An 18307-nucleotide genomic window follows, 5' to 3' on the forward strand; every position below is an offset into this window, starting at 1 on the left:
ACTGCTCGACGATCCGGATGATCTCGAGCTTCTCGGATGCGGGATATCTCATTCGTCGTCGCCCCCATCCGCGATCATGCTTTTTTTGAGCAGACGGTTTTCGAGCGTCAGGTCGGCCACGCATTCCTTCAGGGCACGGGCTTCGCGGCGCAGGTCCTGCACCTCGCCGCTGGTCGCGGCACGAGCCGTGTCACCCGCCAGGCGCCGCTTGCCCGCTTCCATGAACTCCTTCGACCAGGTGTAATACAGGCTCTGGGCAATGCCTTCCTTGCGGCATAGTTCGGCAATGCTGTCTTCGCCACGCAGCCCATCGAGCACAATGCGGATCTTGTCTTCGGCCGAAAAATGCCGCCGGGTCTGCCGCCGGATGTCCTTCACCACCCGCTCAGCAGGGGCCTTGGCAGGCGATTTTTTCAAGGAGTGTTGGGGCTTCATCTTCGTTCCTTCGTCACTACGACGAAGCCCCAACACTCCTTAATTCACAACCTCAAATCTGTGCCATTGGCGCTGACGGGGAACAGCGATCGACGGCCGCGAAACCTGGCTGATCCACAACTACCTCCTGCCGGATGAAACCGACTTCGAGAGCGTCGACCGGGATGCCTGGATCCGCGCGCTGCTGGGGGTCGACGAGACTTTCGAGTATGACGTGATCCGTCAGGAAGACTGGATCGGGCGGCGACTGGTCGCCAACCGGTTCCGCCAGGATCGCGTTTTTATCTGCGGCGATGCGGCGCACCTCTGGGTGCCCTATGCCGGCTATGGCATGAATGCCGGGATCGCCGATGCCATGAGCCTCTCGTGGCAACTTGCGGCCCGTCTAAACGGATGGGCCGGAGCAGGCATTCTGGATGGATATGAAACCGAGCGCGGACCGATCACCGATCAGGTCTCGCGCTTCGCCATGAACCACGCGCAAAAGGCCATTTCCGAGCGCCTCAGCATCCCGCTCGCGATCAACGACGATGGCCCCGAGGCCGATGCCCTGCGCGCGCAGATCGGGGCCGATGCCTACGATCTCCATGTCCAGCAGTTCGCCTGTGCCGGGCTGAATTTCGGCTATTTCTACCCGGATTCCCCGCTGATCGCCTATGATGACGAGACCGCGCCGAGCTACACGATGTATGACTACACCGCCTCCACCGTGCCCGGCTGCCGGACCCCGCATTTCTGGCTGGCGGACGGGCAATCGCTGTATGACGCGCTTGGCCCTGAGTTCACGCTCCTCCGCTTCTCGCGCGAGGCGGATGTCGCCCCGCTGGTGAACGCCGCCGAGAAGGCCGGGATGCCGCTGGCGGTGCTCGACGTGACCCTGCCCGAACCGGGCGAAGCCTATCGTCATCGCCTCCTGCTCAGCCGCCCGGATCGCCATGTGGCGTGGCGGGGCGACGAAGTGCCAGCCGATCCCGACAAGCTCATCGCACTGGTGACCGGGCACCTGCCTCAAGGCCAGCCCGCCCATGCAAGAACGCTCGCCTGAGCGGGCCGAAATCGCGCCACGAGAGGAGAAGACAATGAAGCTGGGTCGCCGTGAATTCGTGATGGGGCTGTCTGCTCCGCTGGTCCTGCAAGCTTGCACTGTGTCGCAAGCGCGAACGGCCCGGAACCGGGCGGGGCCGATCATCGCGAACACGCGCTATGGCCCGGTGATCGGGCGCGAAGAACGCGGCGCTCTGCAATTCAAGGGCCTGCGCTACGGCGCCACGACCAGCGGCAATTCCCGCTTCATGGCGCCTTCCCCGCCGACACCCTGGAGCGAACCGCAGACAGCCTTCACCGATGGCCCGATTGCGCCACAGCTCGATCCTGCGCAGGCCGGGCAAAAGGCTGAAGAGAGCGAGGACTGCCTTACGCTGAACGTCTGGACCCCGGCGCTGGCAGACGGGCGCAAGCGCCCGGTCATGGTCTGGCTGCACGGCGGCGGCCTGTGGCGGTTGTCGGCTGGCGGTGACTATCAGAACGGCGCGCGCCTCGCCGCGAACAACGATGTCGTGATGGTGAGCCCCAACCATCGCCTGAACGTGCTCGGCCACGCCTACTTCGACGAGTTCGATCCCGCCTTCGCAGGATCGTCGAGCGCCGGGATGCTCGATCTCGTGCTGGCGCTGGAATGGGTCCGCGACAATATCGAGGAATTCGGCGGCGACCCTGAAAACGTCACCATCTTCGGCCAGTCGGGCGGCGGCCAGAAGGTGTCACTGTTGATGGCGATGCCCGCCGCGTATGGCCTGTTTCACAAGGCGATCATCCAAAGCGGCCCCGCACCGCTCGCCCTCGAACGCCCCTATGCGAAGGATCTGGCGGCACGGCTGCTGGCCTTGCTCGACATCCCGCAGCACCGGGTGCGCGAGATCCAGACCGTTCCGCTCGACGCTATCATGCGTGCCTATTACCGCATCTTTCAGGAGATCGGCGGCTTCGGCACCATGGGAGTCATTCAGGATTTCGCCCCGGTCGTCGACGATGTCGCGCTGCCGCAGCATCCGTTCTGGAACGGCGCGTCACCGCTTTCCAAAGACATCCCCTTGCTGCTCGGCACGGTACGCACCGAAATGACCGAGTACTTTCTGGCGGAGAACCCTGAGGCTCCGCAACGCGATCTTGCCGCCGTCGTGGCGCAACTCGAACCGATTTTCGGAGCCGACGCCGAAGCCATCGTCGCCCATTACCGGGCCGCGCATCCGCAAGCGGGTTTGTGGGAAGTGGATGCGCTCATCCGCGCTGACTGGCCCACCCGCCTGTTCACCCAGCGCATTGCCGACGAGCAGAGCAAGGCAGGAGCGCCGGTCTATCTCTACCGGATGGACTGGGAGACGAGCGCCCGCAACGGCCTGCTGATGTCGCCGCACGCAATCGACATCCCCTTCGTGCTCGACACGGTGGGAAGCGAGCCGGTCGAAGCGGGACAGCTCGACGAACAGGTGCGGATGATGCAGCAGATGAGCGCAGCATGGGTCTCGTTCGCCCGCGACGGTGCCCCGCGCAGCCCGACGTTCCCGGAATGGACAGCCTATAACCGCACCAGCCGCCCCACCCTGCTGTTCAATCTGCAAAGCCGGATGGCAAATGACCCCGACGGGTCGGATCTTGATCGGCTGAAACGCAATCTGGCCAATTATCGCGTTGTCGCCGGCGGCGTTACAACGCCCGCTAACCAAGGGAGATAGTTATGAAGATTCTTCACGCCGGTGTGGCCACTGCCGCGCTCGCCATCGCCGCCCTGCCCCTTCCTGCCGTCGCGCAGGACGGCCAGACCGGCCCCTCCCCAGCCGTCATGCAGTATCGCGAAAGTATGTTCGACGAAGCCATCCGGCCACTGGCCAATCGCACGATGGCGCTGATGTTCAACACCGCCCCGGTCGAAGCGGGCGACAGCCCGCTTGAGCTTCCGGTCCGCAGCGCACCGCTCGACTTCACCTACGAAGCGAATGGCGAAATTCATCAGGCGTCGGACGTTATCGAGAACACCTTTGTCGATGGCCTGCTGATCATCAAGCACGGCACCATCGTCTACGAGGGCAACTTCAACCGATCCACGGCAGAGAGCCGCTACAACTCGTACTCGATGGCCAAGTCCCTCAACGCCATCATGGTTGGGCTGGCCGTGAAGGAGGGCTTGATCGGATCGGTCACCGACCAGGTGACGCAATATCTGCCCGAATTGAACGGCACCGGCTACGACGGCGCCACCATCCGCGACCTGATGGAAATGCGCTCGGGCATCGCCTGGGACGAGAATTTCTTCTCGCCCGGTACGCCCTCCTATGACGCCCACGTTGCCTCGTGGGTGCAAGAACGCACGCGCTATACCGATGCCGCCCTGATAACCGAGCGGGAGCACGAGCCGGGCACCTTCAACCGCTACAACAGCCTCGATGCAGCCGTGGCCGGCTGGGTCGTGGAACGGGCGGCCGGTATGCCGGTGAGCGAGTACCTCTCCACCCGCCTGTGGAAGCCTGCGGGCATGCAGGCCGACGCATTTTACGTGATCGACGGCGAGCCCGGCGTGGGCCGCGAGTTCACCGCCGGCGGTTTCAACGCGGTGCTGCGCGACTACGGGCGGCTCGGCCTGCTGATGCTCAACGACGGGCACGCCAAAGGCACGCCCTTCTTTCCCGACGGTTTCGTCGCCAATCTGCGCAGGGACATCACCGAAGGTTCAGCAGGCGACGGCCTCGGCTATGGCTGGTTCTGGTGGACCGTCAACGGAACCGAAGCTTTCACCGCCCTCGGAGGCGAAGGGCAGTACATCTATGTCGATCCGGAAACCGAGACGGTGATTGTCAAGATGAGCCATGGTCCGGTCGGCCCGGCGGCAGATCCTGTCGGAGCCGAGGAACTGGCCTTCCTCAAGGCCGCTTCCAGATGGGATGGCAGATAGGGCGGAACGAGCTGCCGCCGAGCCAATGCCTGGATCGTGCAAAGGAGGGCGGCCTGACCCGGTAATGGCGAGGCAGGTCTGACTCGTGCCGAACCGATCCACACGGATGGAGCCGCCGCCCGGCGCTCGCCAGCCGTCGATCCCGGCCTCGCTGCAAATCGAAAACGGGGGTGCGGATCATCGCCGCCCCCCGCCTCCTGCCGGGCTTACGCGATCACACACCGGCTCATCGTGCGAAGTCCAGCACCACGGATTCGATGGTGCCGGGATAAATGAACGGCGACTCGTAGCTGTCGCTCAGCGTCGTGCCGTAATCCCGCCCGATGGACGCGCCGCCTTCGCTCACAAACAGATATCCGGGGGTGCGCGCGATACGGCCGCTGGCAACCTCGCGGCCATCCACTTCCAGACGGACATCGGCACCCGCGCCGCGCCCGGCGCCTTCGTCGTAGTCGAAGTGCACGGTAATCTTGTGCTCACCCGGAGACAGCGCCTGCGGGCCTGCAATGACGGTCCGGTCACGGTCCTCGATGGAGGCGTTGTAACGGAACACCGGGATGCCGTTTTCGATCAACAGGCCCCATCCGCACAGGCGGCTGCCCTGCGCGACGATCGCGCCATCGCTGTCCCCGTCGATCACTTCGATCGTCGCCTCCAGCGTCCACGCGCGGTTCATCACGCTGGGGAAGCTGTAGCGGGAATAGCGACGGTCGCTGTTGCGGAAGACGAAGCGGGTCTGGTCCTTGTTGAGGAACGGTCGCTCTCCGGTGGCGGCATCGTCCGGCAGACCGACGTTATAGAGCCCGGCGGCGACTTCGTAGGCGGCCTGAAGCTCTGCCAGCTTTTCCGGGTTGCTCGCCGCGATGTCGTGCGACTGGCTGTAGTCCTCGCGCAGGTTGTACAGTTCCCAGTTCAGCGGCGTGCCGGTGGGCGGAGGCGATTCCTTGTCCCATGGCAGCACCCGCGGCGTGGTCGAAGCCAGCCAGCCATCTTCGTAGAATGCGCGGTTGTCACGCAGTTCGAAATACTGGCTTTCATGCCGTTCCGCCGCCTGCGGATCTTCGAAGGTGTATACGAGGCTGGTGCCGGCGATGGGCATCTGCTCGACGCCGCGGAACGTTGCCGGGGCAGTAACTCCTGCCGCTTCGAAGATGGTCGGCGCGATGTCGGTGACATGGGCGAACTGCTGGCGCACCCCGCCCTGCTCTGCCAGACGGCCCGGCCACGATACGACCATCCCGTTGCGCACGCCGCCCAGATGAGAGGCAATGGCCTTGCCCCACTGGAACGGCGTGTTGGTCGCCCATGCCCAGCCTGCGGGATAGTTGTTCCACGAGTAGCGCGTGCCAAAATCCTCGAGATGGTCGAGCTGATCCTGCAGGTTATCGGGCATGGCGTTCTTGCCGCGCGCAACCTCGTCGATCGTGCCCAGCGGAGAGCCTTCGAGGCTGCCGCCGTTGTCGCCCTGAATATAGATGATCAGGGTGTTATCGAACTGCCCATTGGCCTTGAGCTGATCGAAGATCCGACCGATCTGGTTGTCGCTGTAGGCGAGCTGGGCCGCGAAAACTTCCATCATCCGCGCGGCGACGAGCTTCTCGTCGGCGCTGAGCGATGACCAGGCGGGAATCTCGGCAGGCCGCGGAGTGAGTTCCGCATCGGCGGGAATGACGCCCAGCTCCTTCTGACGCGCGAAGGACTGCTCGCGCAGTTCGTCCCAGCCGCCGTCGAACTGGCCCTTGAACTTGGCGATCCACTCCGGCGGAGCCTGATGCGGAGAGTGGGCCGAGCCGGGGGCGTAGTACATCAGAAACGGCGCATCGGCGTGGATCGCGCGCTGCATGTTGATCCACTCGATGGCATGATCCGCCAGATCCGTGTCGAGGATGTAGTCAGGCCGATCCTGCGGAATTTCGACAGCATTGCGGTTCTCGTACAGGGCAGGAGCGAACTGGTTGGTCGCCCCGCCCATGAAGCCGTAGAAGTAGTCGAACCCGAGGGCGTTGGGCCAGTGATCGAACGGCCCCACCGGGGTATCTTCCCACAGCGGCGCATTGTGATGCTTGCCGAGCATCGCCGTGTCATAGCCGGCTGCGGAAAGCACCTGCGCGAAGGTGGCTGCACTCTCCGGGATGACCGAGGTGTAGCCCGGATTGGGCGACGCTTCCTCGCTGATGACGCCGAAGCCGACCGAATGGGAATTGCGGCCCGTCAACAGCGCCGCCCGCGTGGGCGAACACATCGCGGTGTTGTTGTAGTTGTTGTATCGCACGCCCTGCTCGGCAAGGGCGTCCAGCACCGGAGTGGGGACCGCCCCGCCGAACGAGGTTCCGGCCGCAAAGCCGACGTCGTCGGTCAGGATGACCATCACATTGGGCGCGTTTTCAGGCGGAAGCGGGCGCGAGGGATAGCCCCCTTCCCGCTCCTGCCCGACGACCGGAGTGGCCAGCGCCCCAAGGGCCAGCGCAATTGCCCCCATGCAGGCAGTTGCGCTGTAAAGTTTCCGCAGTCTTTTGCTGGCCATGTTATCTCTCCCGGTCATTTTCATCGTCGATGGGTTCGGAATATTCTCCGAACGGTTTGTCAGAAGCGCTTGCGGACGCTAACCTTCCATTCGCGCGGTGTGGACGGCGTGCCCGAAACCACGCCGAGCGGATAGCGCAGCGCGCTCACCAGATAGTCCTCGTCGAACAGGTTGGTGACCAGCAGGGCGACCTGAAGATCTCCGTCGACGTTTTCCCAGCCGATCCGGGCATTCGCAAGCGCATAGCCGTCGATCTCCGCCCGCGGATCGTTGTCGATCTGCGGGAAGAAGCTGGAGGTATAGGCAAGATCGAAGCGCGGCGTGATGAAGCCGAAATCGCCGGCATCGATCTCGTACTGGATGCCGATGTTGCCCTTCCATTCCGGCGCGAAGGGCGCACGATTGTCGAGCGTGACATCGGAGATCGTGGCTCCTTCGGCACCGATGCGTTCGAACTCGAAGGCAAGGTAGCTGCCCGAGGCGTCGATCGACAGGCCATCGATCGGGCGCAGGTTAACCTCCAGCTCCGCCCCGACGAACCGCGCGTCCCCGGCGTTCACCGGCGTTGCGTTGATAATGCTGTTGGGGGTCGAGGTCTGGTTGTTGAACAGAATGCCGGTGTACTTGTTGAGGAACACCGAGCCGTTCAAACGCACTGCCCGGCCAAGAAGATCGGCCTTGAAGCCCGCTTCGTAGGCATTCAGCCGTTCCGGTTCGAACGGAACCAGCTGTTCCAGCACATAGGGGCGCGGGTTGACGCCGCCGCCACGATAACCGGTCGAGAACTGGATGTAGGTCATCACGTCAGGCGACCAGCGATATTGCAGGTTCGCGCGGTAATCGACGCTGTCTCCCGAGTATTCGCCGGTAAGCCCGTCGATCTGACCGGCCTGCGTGTACGATGGCATACTCGGATCGTAGGGATTGCGACGCCGGAATTCGTACTTCTTCTCGTCAGCCGTATACCGGATTCCGCCAATGAGTGTCAGCGAGTCCGTCAGATAGGCAGTGACGTGCGCAAAGACCGATTTGCTCTCGCTCGGGATGCGATCATCCTGCGCATAGAGGTTCTGGCGCGCGGTGCCGGGCAGCAGATAGTTGGTGCCCTGGAACTTGCCGGTGGAGCGGAAATAGAACCCGCCCACGGTATATTCCAGCAACTCGTTGAGAGCCGTCCCGTTGAACCGCAGTTCCTGCGTGAACTGATCGTATTCGTAGCGCTGCGACACCGTATTCAGGCCGAATGGCGTGAGATCGATATCGGTCGCGTTCGAGCCGCGATAATGCTGATAGGACGTGATCGATTTCAACGACATGCTGTCGCTGAACTTCCAGTCGAAAGTGTTCGAGAGGATCTGCGCCCGCAGCCGGAATTCGGGCTCCAGCACGGTCGTGGGATGGCTTCCGGCACCCGGCACGCCATTATACCGCGCCGGATCGGTGAAGGCCGGATTGGTGTAGTTCGCGTAGCTGTAGCGACCGTTGCGGGGCGTGATAAAGATCTTCGGATCGATGCCCGCGGGAATGTTGGCGGTCTGCGTGATATCGAGCAGCACCTGCGGCGACACCTCGGAATTTTCCGAGGAGACCATGCCGACGAGATTGAACTCCATGTCCTCATTCGGCGTGAAGCGCAGCGCCAGACGGCCAGCCTGATAGTTGCGGCCCCCTTCGGTGCCGTTGCTGCAATCGCCGTCGGAGGCCGAGGGGACGCCGCTTCCGGGATTGAGGCAGCCATAGTCGTAGCGCTGGAACCAGCCGTCGACCTGCTTCGACATGCCCGAGACGCGCACCATCAGCTTGTCGGGCACCAGCGTGAAGTTCGCCATGCCCTTGAGATCAAGCAGATCGAAGCTGCCATAGGCGGCTTCGACATAACCGCTGTTCCCATCGGTCGGCTTGGTGCTGAACAGCTTTACCGCACCGCCGATCGAGTTCTTGCCCGCCAGCGTGCCCTGCGGGCCGCGCAGAACCTCGACCCGGTCAAGATCGAGCAGGTCGAAGATCGAGCCGAACACCGTGCCATAGTAGACATCGTCGATGTACATGCCGACGCCAGGTTCGAAGGCGAAGGATGCATCGGACTGGCCGACACCGCGCACGAACACCTGAGCCGCGCCGCCATTCGCGCCGCCGGCCTTTCGCATCGTAACGTTGGGGGCGGTTGTCGCGACATCGAGAACCGTGGTTGCGCCCTTGGACTCAAGCATCTCGCCGGTAACCGCAGTGATTGCCAGCGGGGTATCCTGCAGGTTCTGCTCGCGGAACTGGGCCGTCACCACGATGGTGTCATTGCCGCTGCGCTGGCTGCCGGCGTCGCTGGCGGTCTGCTCCTGCGCGGCGGCAGGAAGTGCCGCCACAAGAAGTGAAGCCAGTGCGCTGGTTGCGAGCACACGGCTCTTGGGTGTCGAAATCCTCATCTTATTCTCCCAAATCAGATTGTGGTGTTTGTCAGGGCACTAAATTTCCGATGGCTTCGAGCCAGACAGTCACGGCCTGAGCGCCGGGATCGATGTGACCGACCGCCCGGTCGCCCACGTAGCTCGCGCGCCCAACCCGAGGGTTGATGTCGGCGGTCGATTGCGTGCCTGCCCGCGCCGCGGCGAGCGCCCGGGCCAGCATCTCGGAGGTCGAAGATCCCGCAGCAGCGGCCTCCTGCATCGCCTCTGCCGCAGGAATGATCGCGTCGAGCATCGTGCTGTCGCCGCGCTTCGCCCCGCCCAGTTCGGTGATCGCGGCAGCGCCGCTGGCCATGGCCTGTGCCCAGTCGGCCAGGCTGGCCGGCGAACTCGCCTCGCGCATGGATTGCGCCGCAGCCAGCAGGAACGCGGCATAAAGCGGCCCCGACGTGCCGCCCACGGCGCGCCGGACAATGGTCGAGAGGTCATTTGCCGCGCGGGCGGGATGGGTGCAGTCGACCGCGTCGATCCCCTCCAGCACTGCCTCGGACCCGCGTGCAAGGCTGATGCCGAGATCGCCATCGCCCACGATGCTGTCGAGATCGGTCAGCCCGGGCTCTGCGGCAATCAGCGCCTTGGCTACACCGGCAATCGTGCTGCGGAGCAGATCCTGCTGCGCCTGCGACAAGGCGACCAGATCGCCCTGCCCCTTGGCCAGACGCGCCTGCGGTTCGCCCAGCTCGTAGGCCGAAGCGGCGGGACAGGTCAGCCCAACCCAGGCCGGAGCCTCGACCGGCTGGTCGAGCAGTGCGAGGCGCTCGTCGTCGATCCGGGCCAGCGTCAGCGAGCAGCCCGCCATCTCCAGCGCGCTGAGCAGCGTGCCGCAGCTGACCCGCTCCACCGCGAGGCCATGGCGGCGGGCCGCCGCAAGGGCGCCGCCTGCCATGATCGCCAGTTCCGAAGGCGGGGTTCCGCCAAGGCCGTTGACCATCAGCGCCACCCGCTCGCCTCCGGCAAGCTTCAACTCCGCGACAATGCGATCGATCAGGCGGTCGGCGATGGCACTGGCTTCAGCGATCGTCTCGCGCGAAGCCCCGCGCTCGCCGTGGATGCCGAGGCCATATTCGATCTCGTCCGCTCCCAGTTCGAAGCCGGGCTTTCCGGCGCTGGGGTTGGTGCATGACGACAGGGCCACACCCATGGTGCCGATGCCGCCAACGAACTGCGCCGCCATGGCGGCAACTTCGGCCAGAGGCTTGCCCGCAGCCGCCGCTGCGCCCGCGAGCTTGTGCACGAACACCGTCCCCGCAAGCCCGCGCGCACCCGCACGGCTCCGGCCGACGTCAAGCGCGACATCATCGTCGACCAGCACCATCTCGACCTGCAGCCCTTCGCTGCGCGCAATCGAGGCGGCGAGGCCGAAGTTGAGCCGGTCGCCGGTGTAGTTCTTCACGATGAGCAGGCAGCCCGCCTCGCCTGTGACCAGACGGATCGCCCCCAGCACCGCATCGACGCTCGGCGAGGTGAAAACTGCGCCAGTAACCGCAGCGGTCAGCATACCCGCCCCGACATAGCCCGCGTGTGCAGGCTCGTGCCCGGCACCGCCGCCGGAAATCAGCGCGACCTCGCCGCGCTCGCGCACGGCCTCGTAGTCCGACCGCACGATCACGTTGAGCGACGGGATCAGGCGCAGGCGCTCGTCCGTGGCGCAGAGGCCGCGCAGCATGTCGGGAACCACATCGCGAGGTGAGTTGATGAGCTTTTTCATGCGTAGTCCGTCCGCTTCTGAATGCGCTGGGAAATCGAGAGACTGACAAAGCTGAGCGCGGCCGCACACGAGGCCACCAGCGCGAGCGACTTGCCGACAGCGTCTTCGCTGCCGAACAGATAGTCGGTGCCGAGCGCGATCAGCGTGGAGCCGAGCATCATGCCGATGAGCGTCACCGCAAACAGATACAGCGCCGTGACCTGTCCGCGGAACTGGTTGGGCGTGATCGCATAGAGCGCAACCGGAGCAAGGCCGGTCGGCAAGCCAAGCACGAAGCAGGTGAAGCCGAGGGCAACCAGCGCCATGGTCGGCGTGGTCGACAAGCCGAACAGCACCAGCGAGGGGATCATCAACAAGGCCGCCGTGCGCATCACGACCAGCGCCGAGCCCTTGCCGAAGCGGCGCACCAGCCGGTCAGCCAGCCAGCCGCCGACCCAGACACCGGCAGAGCCGCAGATCATCAGCAGTGCGCCATAGACAGCGCCGATCTCGCCTGCGGTATAGCCGAACACGCGGATGAAGAAGGTCGGCGCCCAGCCCGCGAGGCCGAAATTGATCAGGCCATTGGCGCCAAAGGCGATAAGCATCGTGGCAAGAGCCGGTCCCTTGCGCCGGAAGAAGGCCAGCGTCTCGGGCACACCGACGCCTTCATCGCTCACTTCACGCCGCGCCGGTTCGCGCACGGTCATGATGATGGCCGCGAGGATAAGCCCCGGCGCGCCCACGGCGAAAAACGCAAGCTGCCAGGATTCGAAGGTGCCGAGATAGGGAATAGGCGTGCCCGCAAGCCCTCCGGTCGCGTCAATCGCCGCGCCGCCGACGATCAGGGCGAGGCCGGAACCGGCAAAAACACCCATCGAGAACACGCTGATCGCCCGGCCCCGCTTCTCCAGCGGAAAATAATCGGCGATCATCGAATAGGCGGCGGGCGAAAGCGTTGCCTCCCCTACCCCTACGAACATGCGCGCGACGAACAGCCCGGTGAAGCTGCTGGCAAGACCGCAGGTAACGGTGGCCAGGCACCACAAGGTCATCCCCGCAACGATAATGTTGCGCCGGTTGCGGCGATCGACCGCGCGGCCGATCAGCACCCCGAACAGCGTGTAGAAAATGGCGAAGGCCAGCCCGTGCAACAGGCTGATCTGGGTATCCGAGATATCCAGACTGGCCTTGATCGGCTCGACCAGAAGGCTGAGCACCTGCCGGTCGATCAGCGAGACCGTGTAGGCGCACAGCAGCAGCAGAACCACGATCCACGCGCGCACCGGCCCGTGCGAGAAATCGCTCCACCCGGACGCGGCAGCCGGCTGGCGGGCGTCATCGACGCCGGTGGCGTCCGCAGCGTTCATGCCGCCTCCACCTTCACCGGCAGCGAGGTATAGCCACGCAACCAGTTGTTCATGAGCAATTCCGGTTCGCCATCGAGCGTGATCGTGCGCGCGGCCCGCGCAAGCGCGCTCAGCGCCAGTTCGGCCTCCAGACGCGCAACCATCTGCCCGATGCAGGCATGGATGCCGACACCAAAGGCCACGTGACCGCTGTCGCTTCGGGCGATGTCGTACTCATCGGGCCTGTCGAAGCGGCGCGGATCGCGATTGGCGGCCGCCACCAGCATCAGCACCTTGCTGTCGGCAGGAATGGTGACGCCTTCGATCTCGACATCGCAGTTGGTCGTCCGCCCGATATAGGGGCTCGGGGAATGCCACCGCAGGCTCTCTTCGAACGCGGCAGTGGCGAGCGACGGATCGGCGTGCAGCATCGCCCACTGGTCCGGGCGGTTCGCCAGCGCCTCAATTGCAAAGGCGGTGCCGTTGATCGTGGTATCCATGCTGGCGGAAAAGAAGGTGCGCAGCAGGATCGCCGCGTCTTCCTCGGGCAGCCCCTCGGCTGCGCACAGCTCGTAGATGCGGTCGCCCAGCCCGCCCTTGGTGAGATACCGGCGCTGGCAAAGCTCCATCACACGTTCGGTCAGCGGCTGCGCACGCTCGCGCGAGCGGCGCAGCAGATCGTTTTCCGGGCCCATCGAATTGAAGTTGAGGTCGGAATAGACGAGCATGATCTCGCTCGCCTCTTCGGGCAGCCCCAGCATCGTCGGGACAACCGCCAGCGGGAAGGCTTCCGCATAGTCTGTGACCGCATCGAAGCGCCCGCGCGCGACGGCATCGCGTGCAAGAGCCTCGGCGGTCGCGGTGAAGCGCTCGCGAATCTCTTTCAGGGTCGCCCCGGTCAGCACCCTGGCGAGGATCTTGCGATACTGGCCATGGCTCGGAGGATCGTTCTCGAGAATGAGACTAGGACGACGCCAGTTCTCCGACTTTCCGATATGCGTAAGGCCGGTTCCGTTCGCCGACGAGAGCCGCCGCCAGTCGGCAAAGGCAGCCTTTACGAGATCGTGCCGGGCCAGCGCCCACAGATCATAGCGAGGCAGATAAATGACCGATTCGGCCGCCAGCGCAGCCTGATCGAACGCGCCAAAATCGCGCAGCGTCTCTTCCGCAAAAGGATCGATGTCGATCTGCGTCGGACGCAGACCCGTCGGGGCACTCATGCCAAATCTCCCACCTCGCCATCACAGCGAGCGTTTATATCTAAACTTGACGTTTATACCTAAACTGTGGACAGTCAAGGCCGATTGTTGCAGGTCATTGACCTGCCTCAAAATGCCATGACGAGATGATAAAATGCAGGATGATCCGGTTAATCGGCTGCCGTCGGAATATGATACCGAAGAAGTCCTGGAAAATGCCAAGTTTCTGCCCCACATTCTGACTGTTGCGAACAACAACTACGCCTGGCACACCTCCAAGATGTACCTCGAAATTCTGGGGATCGGCGTAAACGAGACGCGCATCCTCTCCATTTTATACGAATATGGTGAGCTTCAAGCCTGGAAGATCTGTGACATTCTTCAAATGAACAAGGCAACTGTCAGCCAGAGCATCAGATCGTTACAGGGAAAAGGCCTCGTCGAAATCCACCACCAGCGGGAAGGCCGCTTCATTCGCCCAACCAGCGCCAGCAAAAGCGTCCACCGGCAAATCGTGCGGATGGCGCGGTCACGCGAGGAAATACTTCTGGACGGCTTTTCGGCTGAGGAACGCCGGATGTTCATCGACTTTCTCGAGCGATTCCATCGCAACCTGCCCAAGGCCATCGCCTATGCCGAAAAGCACTTCGGCTGAAGGCACAAACATAGAGAATATGAAGGCATGAAGGCGTGTTGGATAAGCGCCTTGAATACTATATCCTGCCTCGATGCGGTTTAAGGGTCTCGATCTCAATCTCATCTTCGCTCTCGACGTCCTGCTGAAGGAGCGCAGCGTCTCTCGCACGGCCGAGCGGCTCAATCTGAGCCAGCCGGCCGTCAGCTCGACCCTGGCGCGCCTGCGGCAGTACTTCGACGACGAGTTGCTGGTGCAATCTGGCCGCAAGATGATCCCCACCGCCTTTGCCGACAATCTGCAAGGGCCCATCCGGCAGTTCCTGCAAAGCGCCGAAGACCTCGTCAGCGGTTCAAGCTCTTTCGATCCTGCCACAACCAAACGAAATTTCCGCATCGGCGCATCGGACTATGTAACGCTCGTCGTGATCGCCCCGCTGCTGCGCCGCCTGCAACATGAGGCGCCCAGCCTGACTTTCCATATCCTGCCCACCGGCGTGGAGACCATGCGCCTGCTGGAAAGTGGCGAGATCGACTGCCTGCTGTGCCCGGAAGACTTCACGAGTCACGGCCAGCCGGCAGAGTGCCTGTTCGAAGATGGCCACGTCATCGTCGGAGACAGGGCCAATCCCCTGCTCAAGGGGCCACTCTCGGTCGACGCGTTTCTGGCAGCCCCGCAGGTGCGCCTGACGATCGGGGTCGAGCAGTCATCCACCTTTGCAGAACGCCATCTGCGGAGCCTGGGGGCGGAGCGGCGGATCGAGATTTCCTGCTCGAACTTCACCTTGATCAGCCATCTGCTGCTGGGGACGAACCGCATTGCCGTGGTGCAGGAAAAGCTCGCCAAGGTGTTGATGAGAGACTTCGCGCTGGCCTCTCAGCCGCTCCCCATCGAAATCCCGCCACTGGTCGAAATGGCGCAATACCACAGCACCCGCGCCAGCGATGCGAGCCTGCGCTGGTTGCTCGACCAATTGCGCTCCGAATCGAACCGTTTGCTCTGAGGCTGCGCGGGGAACTTGCGGGCCTGCGAGGAAGGTCTGCATGTCGGTTGCCCCCAAGCCTCGGGCGGACAGTCGGGTTCGAAATATCATTCCCTTCGTCACATATGCTATGTTACGTAACGTGCAATATAACCGCACGTCCCGATAGCGCTTCGGGCGCGATGCCGATCTGAACGACCGAACAGAGGATCCCCGACTTGGCAAACGAGACGCTTGAACGCGAGATAGCCGCACTGCGCACCGAGGTCCGGCGCCTGAGCGCCTGGACCGACATCGCCAACCTGCAAGCCGCCTATGGCTACTACGTGGACAAGGCGCTTTACGACGAAGCCGCCGACCTGTTCGCGCGCGATGCGACGCTCGAAATCGCCGGGCGGGGCCTGTTCCGCGGGCAGGACCGGATCCGCACCTACCTCAATGCCCTGCCGCCGATGGAATATGGCGGCGTGTTCAACCATATGCAGTTGCAGCCCGTGATCACGGTGAGCGAGGATGGCCTGACCGCGAAGGCCCGCTGGCGCGCCTTCATCCAGATCGGCTGGCTGGGCCGCGAGGCGCGCTGGGCCGAGGGCACTTACGAGAACCGCTATGTGTTCGAGGACGACCGCTGGAAGATCGATCGGCTGCACTTCTTCACCACCTACTATGTCGAATACGACAAGGGCTGGAACGAGGGCGGCGTCGAGCTGGCCAAGCCGCTCGACGGGGTCGAGCCGGACGAGACCGTGACCGTCGCCTATGGGGCATTCCCGCATGTTTACGTGCCGCCGTTCCACTATGCCAATCCGGTCAGCGGCCGCGAATGGACCGAGGAACGCAGCCGCCAGCTGTCCACGCTGACCGGGAAGTAAGCGGCCGGTCCGCTGCTGCCGCTATTTCGCCAGAGTCATACCTGTGCTCTGGCGGTCGAGCGGCAGCCCTTCGGCTTGCAGTTGCAGGTCGCGCTGGCGGTTGCGGCGTTGCAGATCGCGCAGATAGGCCTGAATTGCGCGCACCTCATCCTCGCTGAGCAAGTCGCCCCAGGCGGGCATTCCGCGTGTTTCCAGCAGGCCACCCGACACGATGGCGGAGAAAGCGTTCTGCACACCGGGCATTAGCCGCGTCAGGTCGGGAGCCGTCGAGCGCGGGTGGTTGGCATGGCAGATGCCGCAATTGGCCATGAACAACCCCTCGCCCTGCGCGATCGCCGCCGGTGTCTCCCAGCTTTCCCTCGGGCCGACGTCCGGCGTCACCTCCAGCGGCGGCAGCGGCTCGGGCATGGGCACCGGTTTGCCATCGAGCCTGAACACCAGCAGCTTGTTGGCGTTGCCATAACGGTAGGCAGCCGAATAGGCGGGCACATAGGGCCAGCCGCCCCCGCCCCAGCCCGTCGTCAACGCGATATATTGCACGCCATCGACGCTGTAGGTCATCGGCGCGGCCATGATCGAGCGGCCCGTCTGCACCGCGCGCAGCAGTTTGCCCGAGCCCGCATCGAAGAAGCGCAAGGCACCGGCAAGGTTGCCCTGCACCACCAGACCGCTGGCCGTGGCGAGCACCCCACCGCGATCCTGCCACCCCTCCATCGGCTGCGACCAGACCGTCTGCCCGGTCACGACGTCGATCGCCCGCAGCTCGCTGATCCACGGGGCCTTGCGGACCTCGTCCATCTCCGGGAGCTTCTCGACCTCCTCGCGCGCTGCCGGGGGCAGACCGGGCAGGATGTTCTCCAGCTCGGCGGTAAACAGCACCGAGGCGAACAGGTTAAGTGCGCGATCCCTATGCTCGTAGGGCCCCGGCTGCGCGATCATCAGGTTGCCCATGTCCACCACCGGCGCGAAGTAGATCCCGCTGTCGGGATCGAAGGCCCCGGCCTGCCAGTTGCGCGCGCCGACCGTCGCCGGGAACACGATCTTCGGCCCTTGCGAATAGTCGCTCGATGCAGGCGTAAGGTTGGGCCGCCCGGTCTCGATGTCGATGGAATCGGCCCAGTTCGTGCGCACCAGCCTGTGCGCATCGAGCAACCTGCCGCTCCGGCGGTCGATCAGGTAAAGAAAGCCGTTCTTCGGTGCGTGGATGATGACCGGCGTGGTTTCGCCGTCGATGTCGAGATCGGCCAGCACCATCGGCTGGGTCGCGGTGTAGTCCCAGCTGTCGCCCGGCACCTCCTGATAGTGCCACGCGACCCGGCCCGTCTCGGGATCGAGCGCGACGATGGAGGACAGATACAGATTGTCGCCGCCGCCCGGCGAACGGGCCGCGCGGTAGTATGGCCCGCCGTTGCCGGTGCCGACCAGCACCAACCCGGTTTCGCTGTCATAGGCGATGGCATCCCACGGCGCGCCGCCGCCGCCCATGTCCCACAAGGTGTCCTTGGGCCAGGTGGCGAGCGCCGCTTCGAGGTCGGGATGGTCCTGGGGCCCAAGCGCCGGATCGCGCGGCACCACGTGAAAGCGCCAGCGCAGATCGCCGCTCTTGCGGTCGTAGGCGCTGACATAGCCACGCGTACCATATTCCGCGCCGCTGTTGCCGATCACCACGACATCGCCCGCCACCTCCGGCGCGCCGGTGCTGACGAGGCCGCCTGCACCCTGCTCGATAGTGTCGGCCTGCCACAGCACCTCACCGCTGCCCGCATCGAGCGCATAGAGAATGCCGTCAAGCGCCGCCACATAGACCACGCCATCGGCCAGCGCGACGCCGCGGTTGACCGTGTCGCAGCAGGCGGTGCGATAGGCCTCGGGGCGGATTTCGGGCGTGAACTCCCAGAGCGGCTTCCCGCTCGCGGCATCGAACGCCCCGACATATCCGGCCTGCCCCGAGACATAGAGCACACCGTCCACCACCACCGGCGTCGCCTCCATCCCGCGCTGGCCGGGCAGGTCCGCGCTCCAGGCCAGCCCGATGCGCGCGACATTGTCCGGTGCGATCTCCTGCAGGCGGGAGAAGTGGCTCTTGCCCGCATCGCCGCCGGGTGACGGCCAGTCGTCGCCGGCCCCGCTCTGGTGGCTGGCCGGTTGCTGACAGGCGGCACTCGCAAGCGTGCAGGCCAGCAGCAGGAGGTGTCGGATCTCACGCATGGGCGTCCCTCT

General features: G+C 64.2%; 12 protein-coding genes and 1 pseudogene. 6 read left to right on the forward strand and 7 right to left on the reverse strand.

The genetic code is table 11. The features are described from left to right. Positions 1 to 435: pseudogene (locus D2V17_RS19550) on the reverse strand (transposase); the annotation flags it as partial. Between the two features lie 184 nt (positions 436 to 619). On the opposite strand from D2V17_RS19550, the gene D2V17_RS19555 reads away from it, so the two are divergent. The 3 genes from D2V17_RS19555 to D2V17_RS19565 are packed head-to-tail and all read left to right on the forward strand — an operon-like array spanning position 620 to position 4381. After that, positions 620 to 1480, forward strand: a complete 861-nt coding sequence (locus tag D2V17_RS19555; RefSeq protein WP_281270620.1) for an FAD-dependent monooxygenase — start codon at positions 620 to 622, stop codon at positions 1478 to 1480. A 34-nt stretch (positions 1481 to 1514) separates the two neighbouring features. Continuing rightward, positions 1515 to 3167 (forward strand): carboxylesterase/lipase family protein, encoded by a 1653-nt coding sequence (locus tag D2V17_RS19560; protein ID WP_191229314.1) that lies wholly within the window; start codon positions 1515 to 1517, stop codon positions 3165 to 3167. A 2-nt stretch (positions 3168 to 3169) separates the two neighbouring features. Further along, on the forward strand, positions 3170 to 4381 hold the full coding sequence (locus D2V17_RS19565) for a serine hydrolase domain-containing protein (RefSeq protein WP_119594821.1): 1212 nt from the start codon (positions 3170 to 3172) through the stop codon (positions 4379 to 4381). A 226-nt stretch (positions 4382 to 4607) separates the two neighbouring features. Here D2V17_RS19565 and D2V17_RS19570 read toward each other — a convergent pair whose 3' ends face one another. From D2V17_RS19570 to D2V17_RS19590, 5 genes are read right to left on the reverse strand one after another with little or no spacing between them, the layout of a single operon-like run. Further along, positions 4608 to 6905, reverse strand: coding sequence for an arylsulfatase (locus tag D2V17_RS19570; RefSeq protein WP_245978830.1), 2298 nt, complete (start codon positions 6903 to 6905; stop codon positions 4608 to 4610). A 59-nt stretch (positions 6906 to 6964) separates the two neighbouring features. Further along, positions 6965 to 9325 carry a TonB-dependent receptor gene (locus tag D2V17_RS19575; RefSeq protein WP_119594823.1) on the reverse strand — a complete coding sequence of 787 codons (2361 nt, stop codon included), beginning with the start codon at positions 9323 to 9325 and terminating at the stop codon, positions 6965 to 6967. 31 nt (positions 9326 to 9356) lie between these two features. Continuing rightward, positions 9357 to 11072 carry a dihydroxyacetone kinase subunit DhaL gene (gene dhaL, locus D2V17_RS19580; protein ID WP_119594824.1) on the reverse strand — a complete coding sequence of 572 codons (1716 nt, stop codon included), beginning with the start codon at positions 11070 to 11072 and terminating at the stop codon, positions 9357 to 9359. Continuing rightward, positions 11069 to 12421, reverse strand: coding sequence for an MFS transporter (locus D2V17_RS19585; RefSeq protein ID WP_119594825.1), 1353 nt, complete (start codon positions 12419 to 12421; stop codon positions 11069 to 11071). The genes dhaL and D2V17_RS19585 overlap by 4 nt, the downstream gene beginning before the upstream one ends. Then, a complete protein-coding gene (locus tag D2V17_RS19590) occupies positions 12418 to 13620 on the reverse strand; it encodes a cytochrome P450 (RefSeq protein ID WP_119594826.1) in 1203 nt (400 codons plus the stop codon). The genes D2V17_RS19585 and D2V17_RS19590 overlap by 4 nt, the downstream gene beginning before the upstream one ends. 133 nt (positions 13621 to 13753) lie before the next feature. Between D2V17_RS19590 and D2V17_RS19595 the strand changes: the two genes are divergently transcribed. The 3 genes from D2V17_RS19595 (at position 13754) to D2V17_RS19605 (ending at position 16087) form a co-directional block, all read left to right on the forward strand. Beyond that, positions 13754 to 14254, forward strand: coding sequence for a MarR family winged helix-turn-helix transcriptional regulator (locus tag D2V17_RS19595; protein WP_119594827.1), 501 nt, complete (start codon positions 13754 to 13756; stop codon positions 14252 to 14254). A gap of 73 nt (positions 14255 to 14327) precedes the next feature. Further along, complete coding sequence (locus tag D2V17_RS19600; protein WP_119594828.1) at positions 14328 to 15236, forward strand: LysR family transcriptional regulator; 909 nt, start codon at positions 14328 to 14330, stop codon at positions 15234 to 15236. A 197-nt stretch (positions 15237 to 15433) separates the two neighbouring features. Continuing rightward, on the forward strand, positions 15434 to 16087 hold the full coding sequence (locus tag D2V17_RS19605) for a nuclear transport factor 2 family protein (RefSeq protein ID WP_245978831.1): 654 nt from the start codon (positions 15434 to 15436) through the stop codon (positions 16085 to 16087). A gap of 21 nt (positions 16088 to 16108) precedes the next feature. Here the strand turns inward: D2V17_RS19605 and D2V17_RS19610 are convergent, their stop codons facing one another. Further along, a complete protein-coding gene (locus tag D2V17_RS19610) occupies positions 16109 to 18295 on the reverse strand; it encodes a PQQ-dependent dehydrogenase, methanol/ethanol family (RefSeq protein ID WP_119594830.1) in 2187 nt (728 codons plus the stop codon). Between the last annotated feature and the right edge of the window lie 12 nt (positions 18296 to 18307).

The organism is Aurantiacibacter xanthus, assembly GCF_003584015.1.
In the GTDB taxonomy this organism is placed as follows: domain Bacteria; phylum Pseudomonadota; class Alphaproteobacteria; order Sphingomonadales; family Sphingomonadaceae; genus Alteraurantiacibacter; species Alteraurantiacibacter xanthus.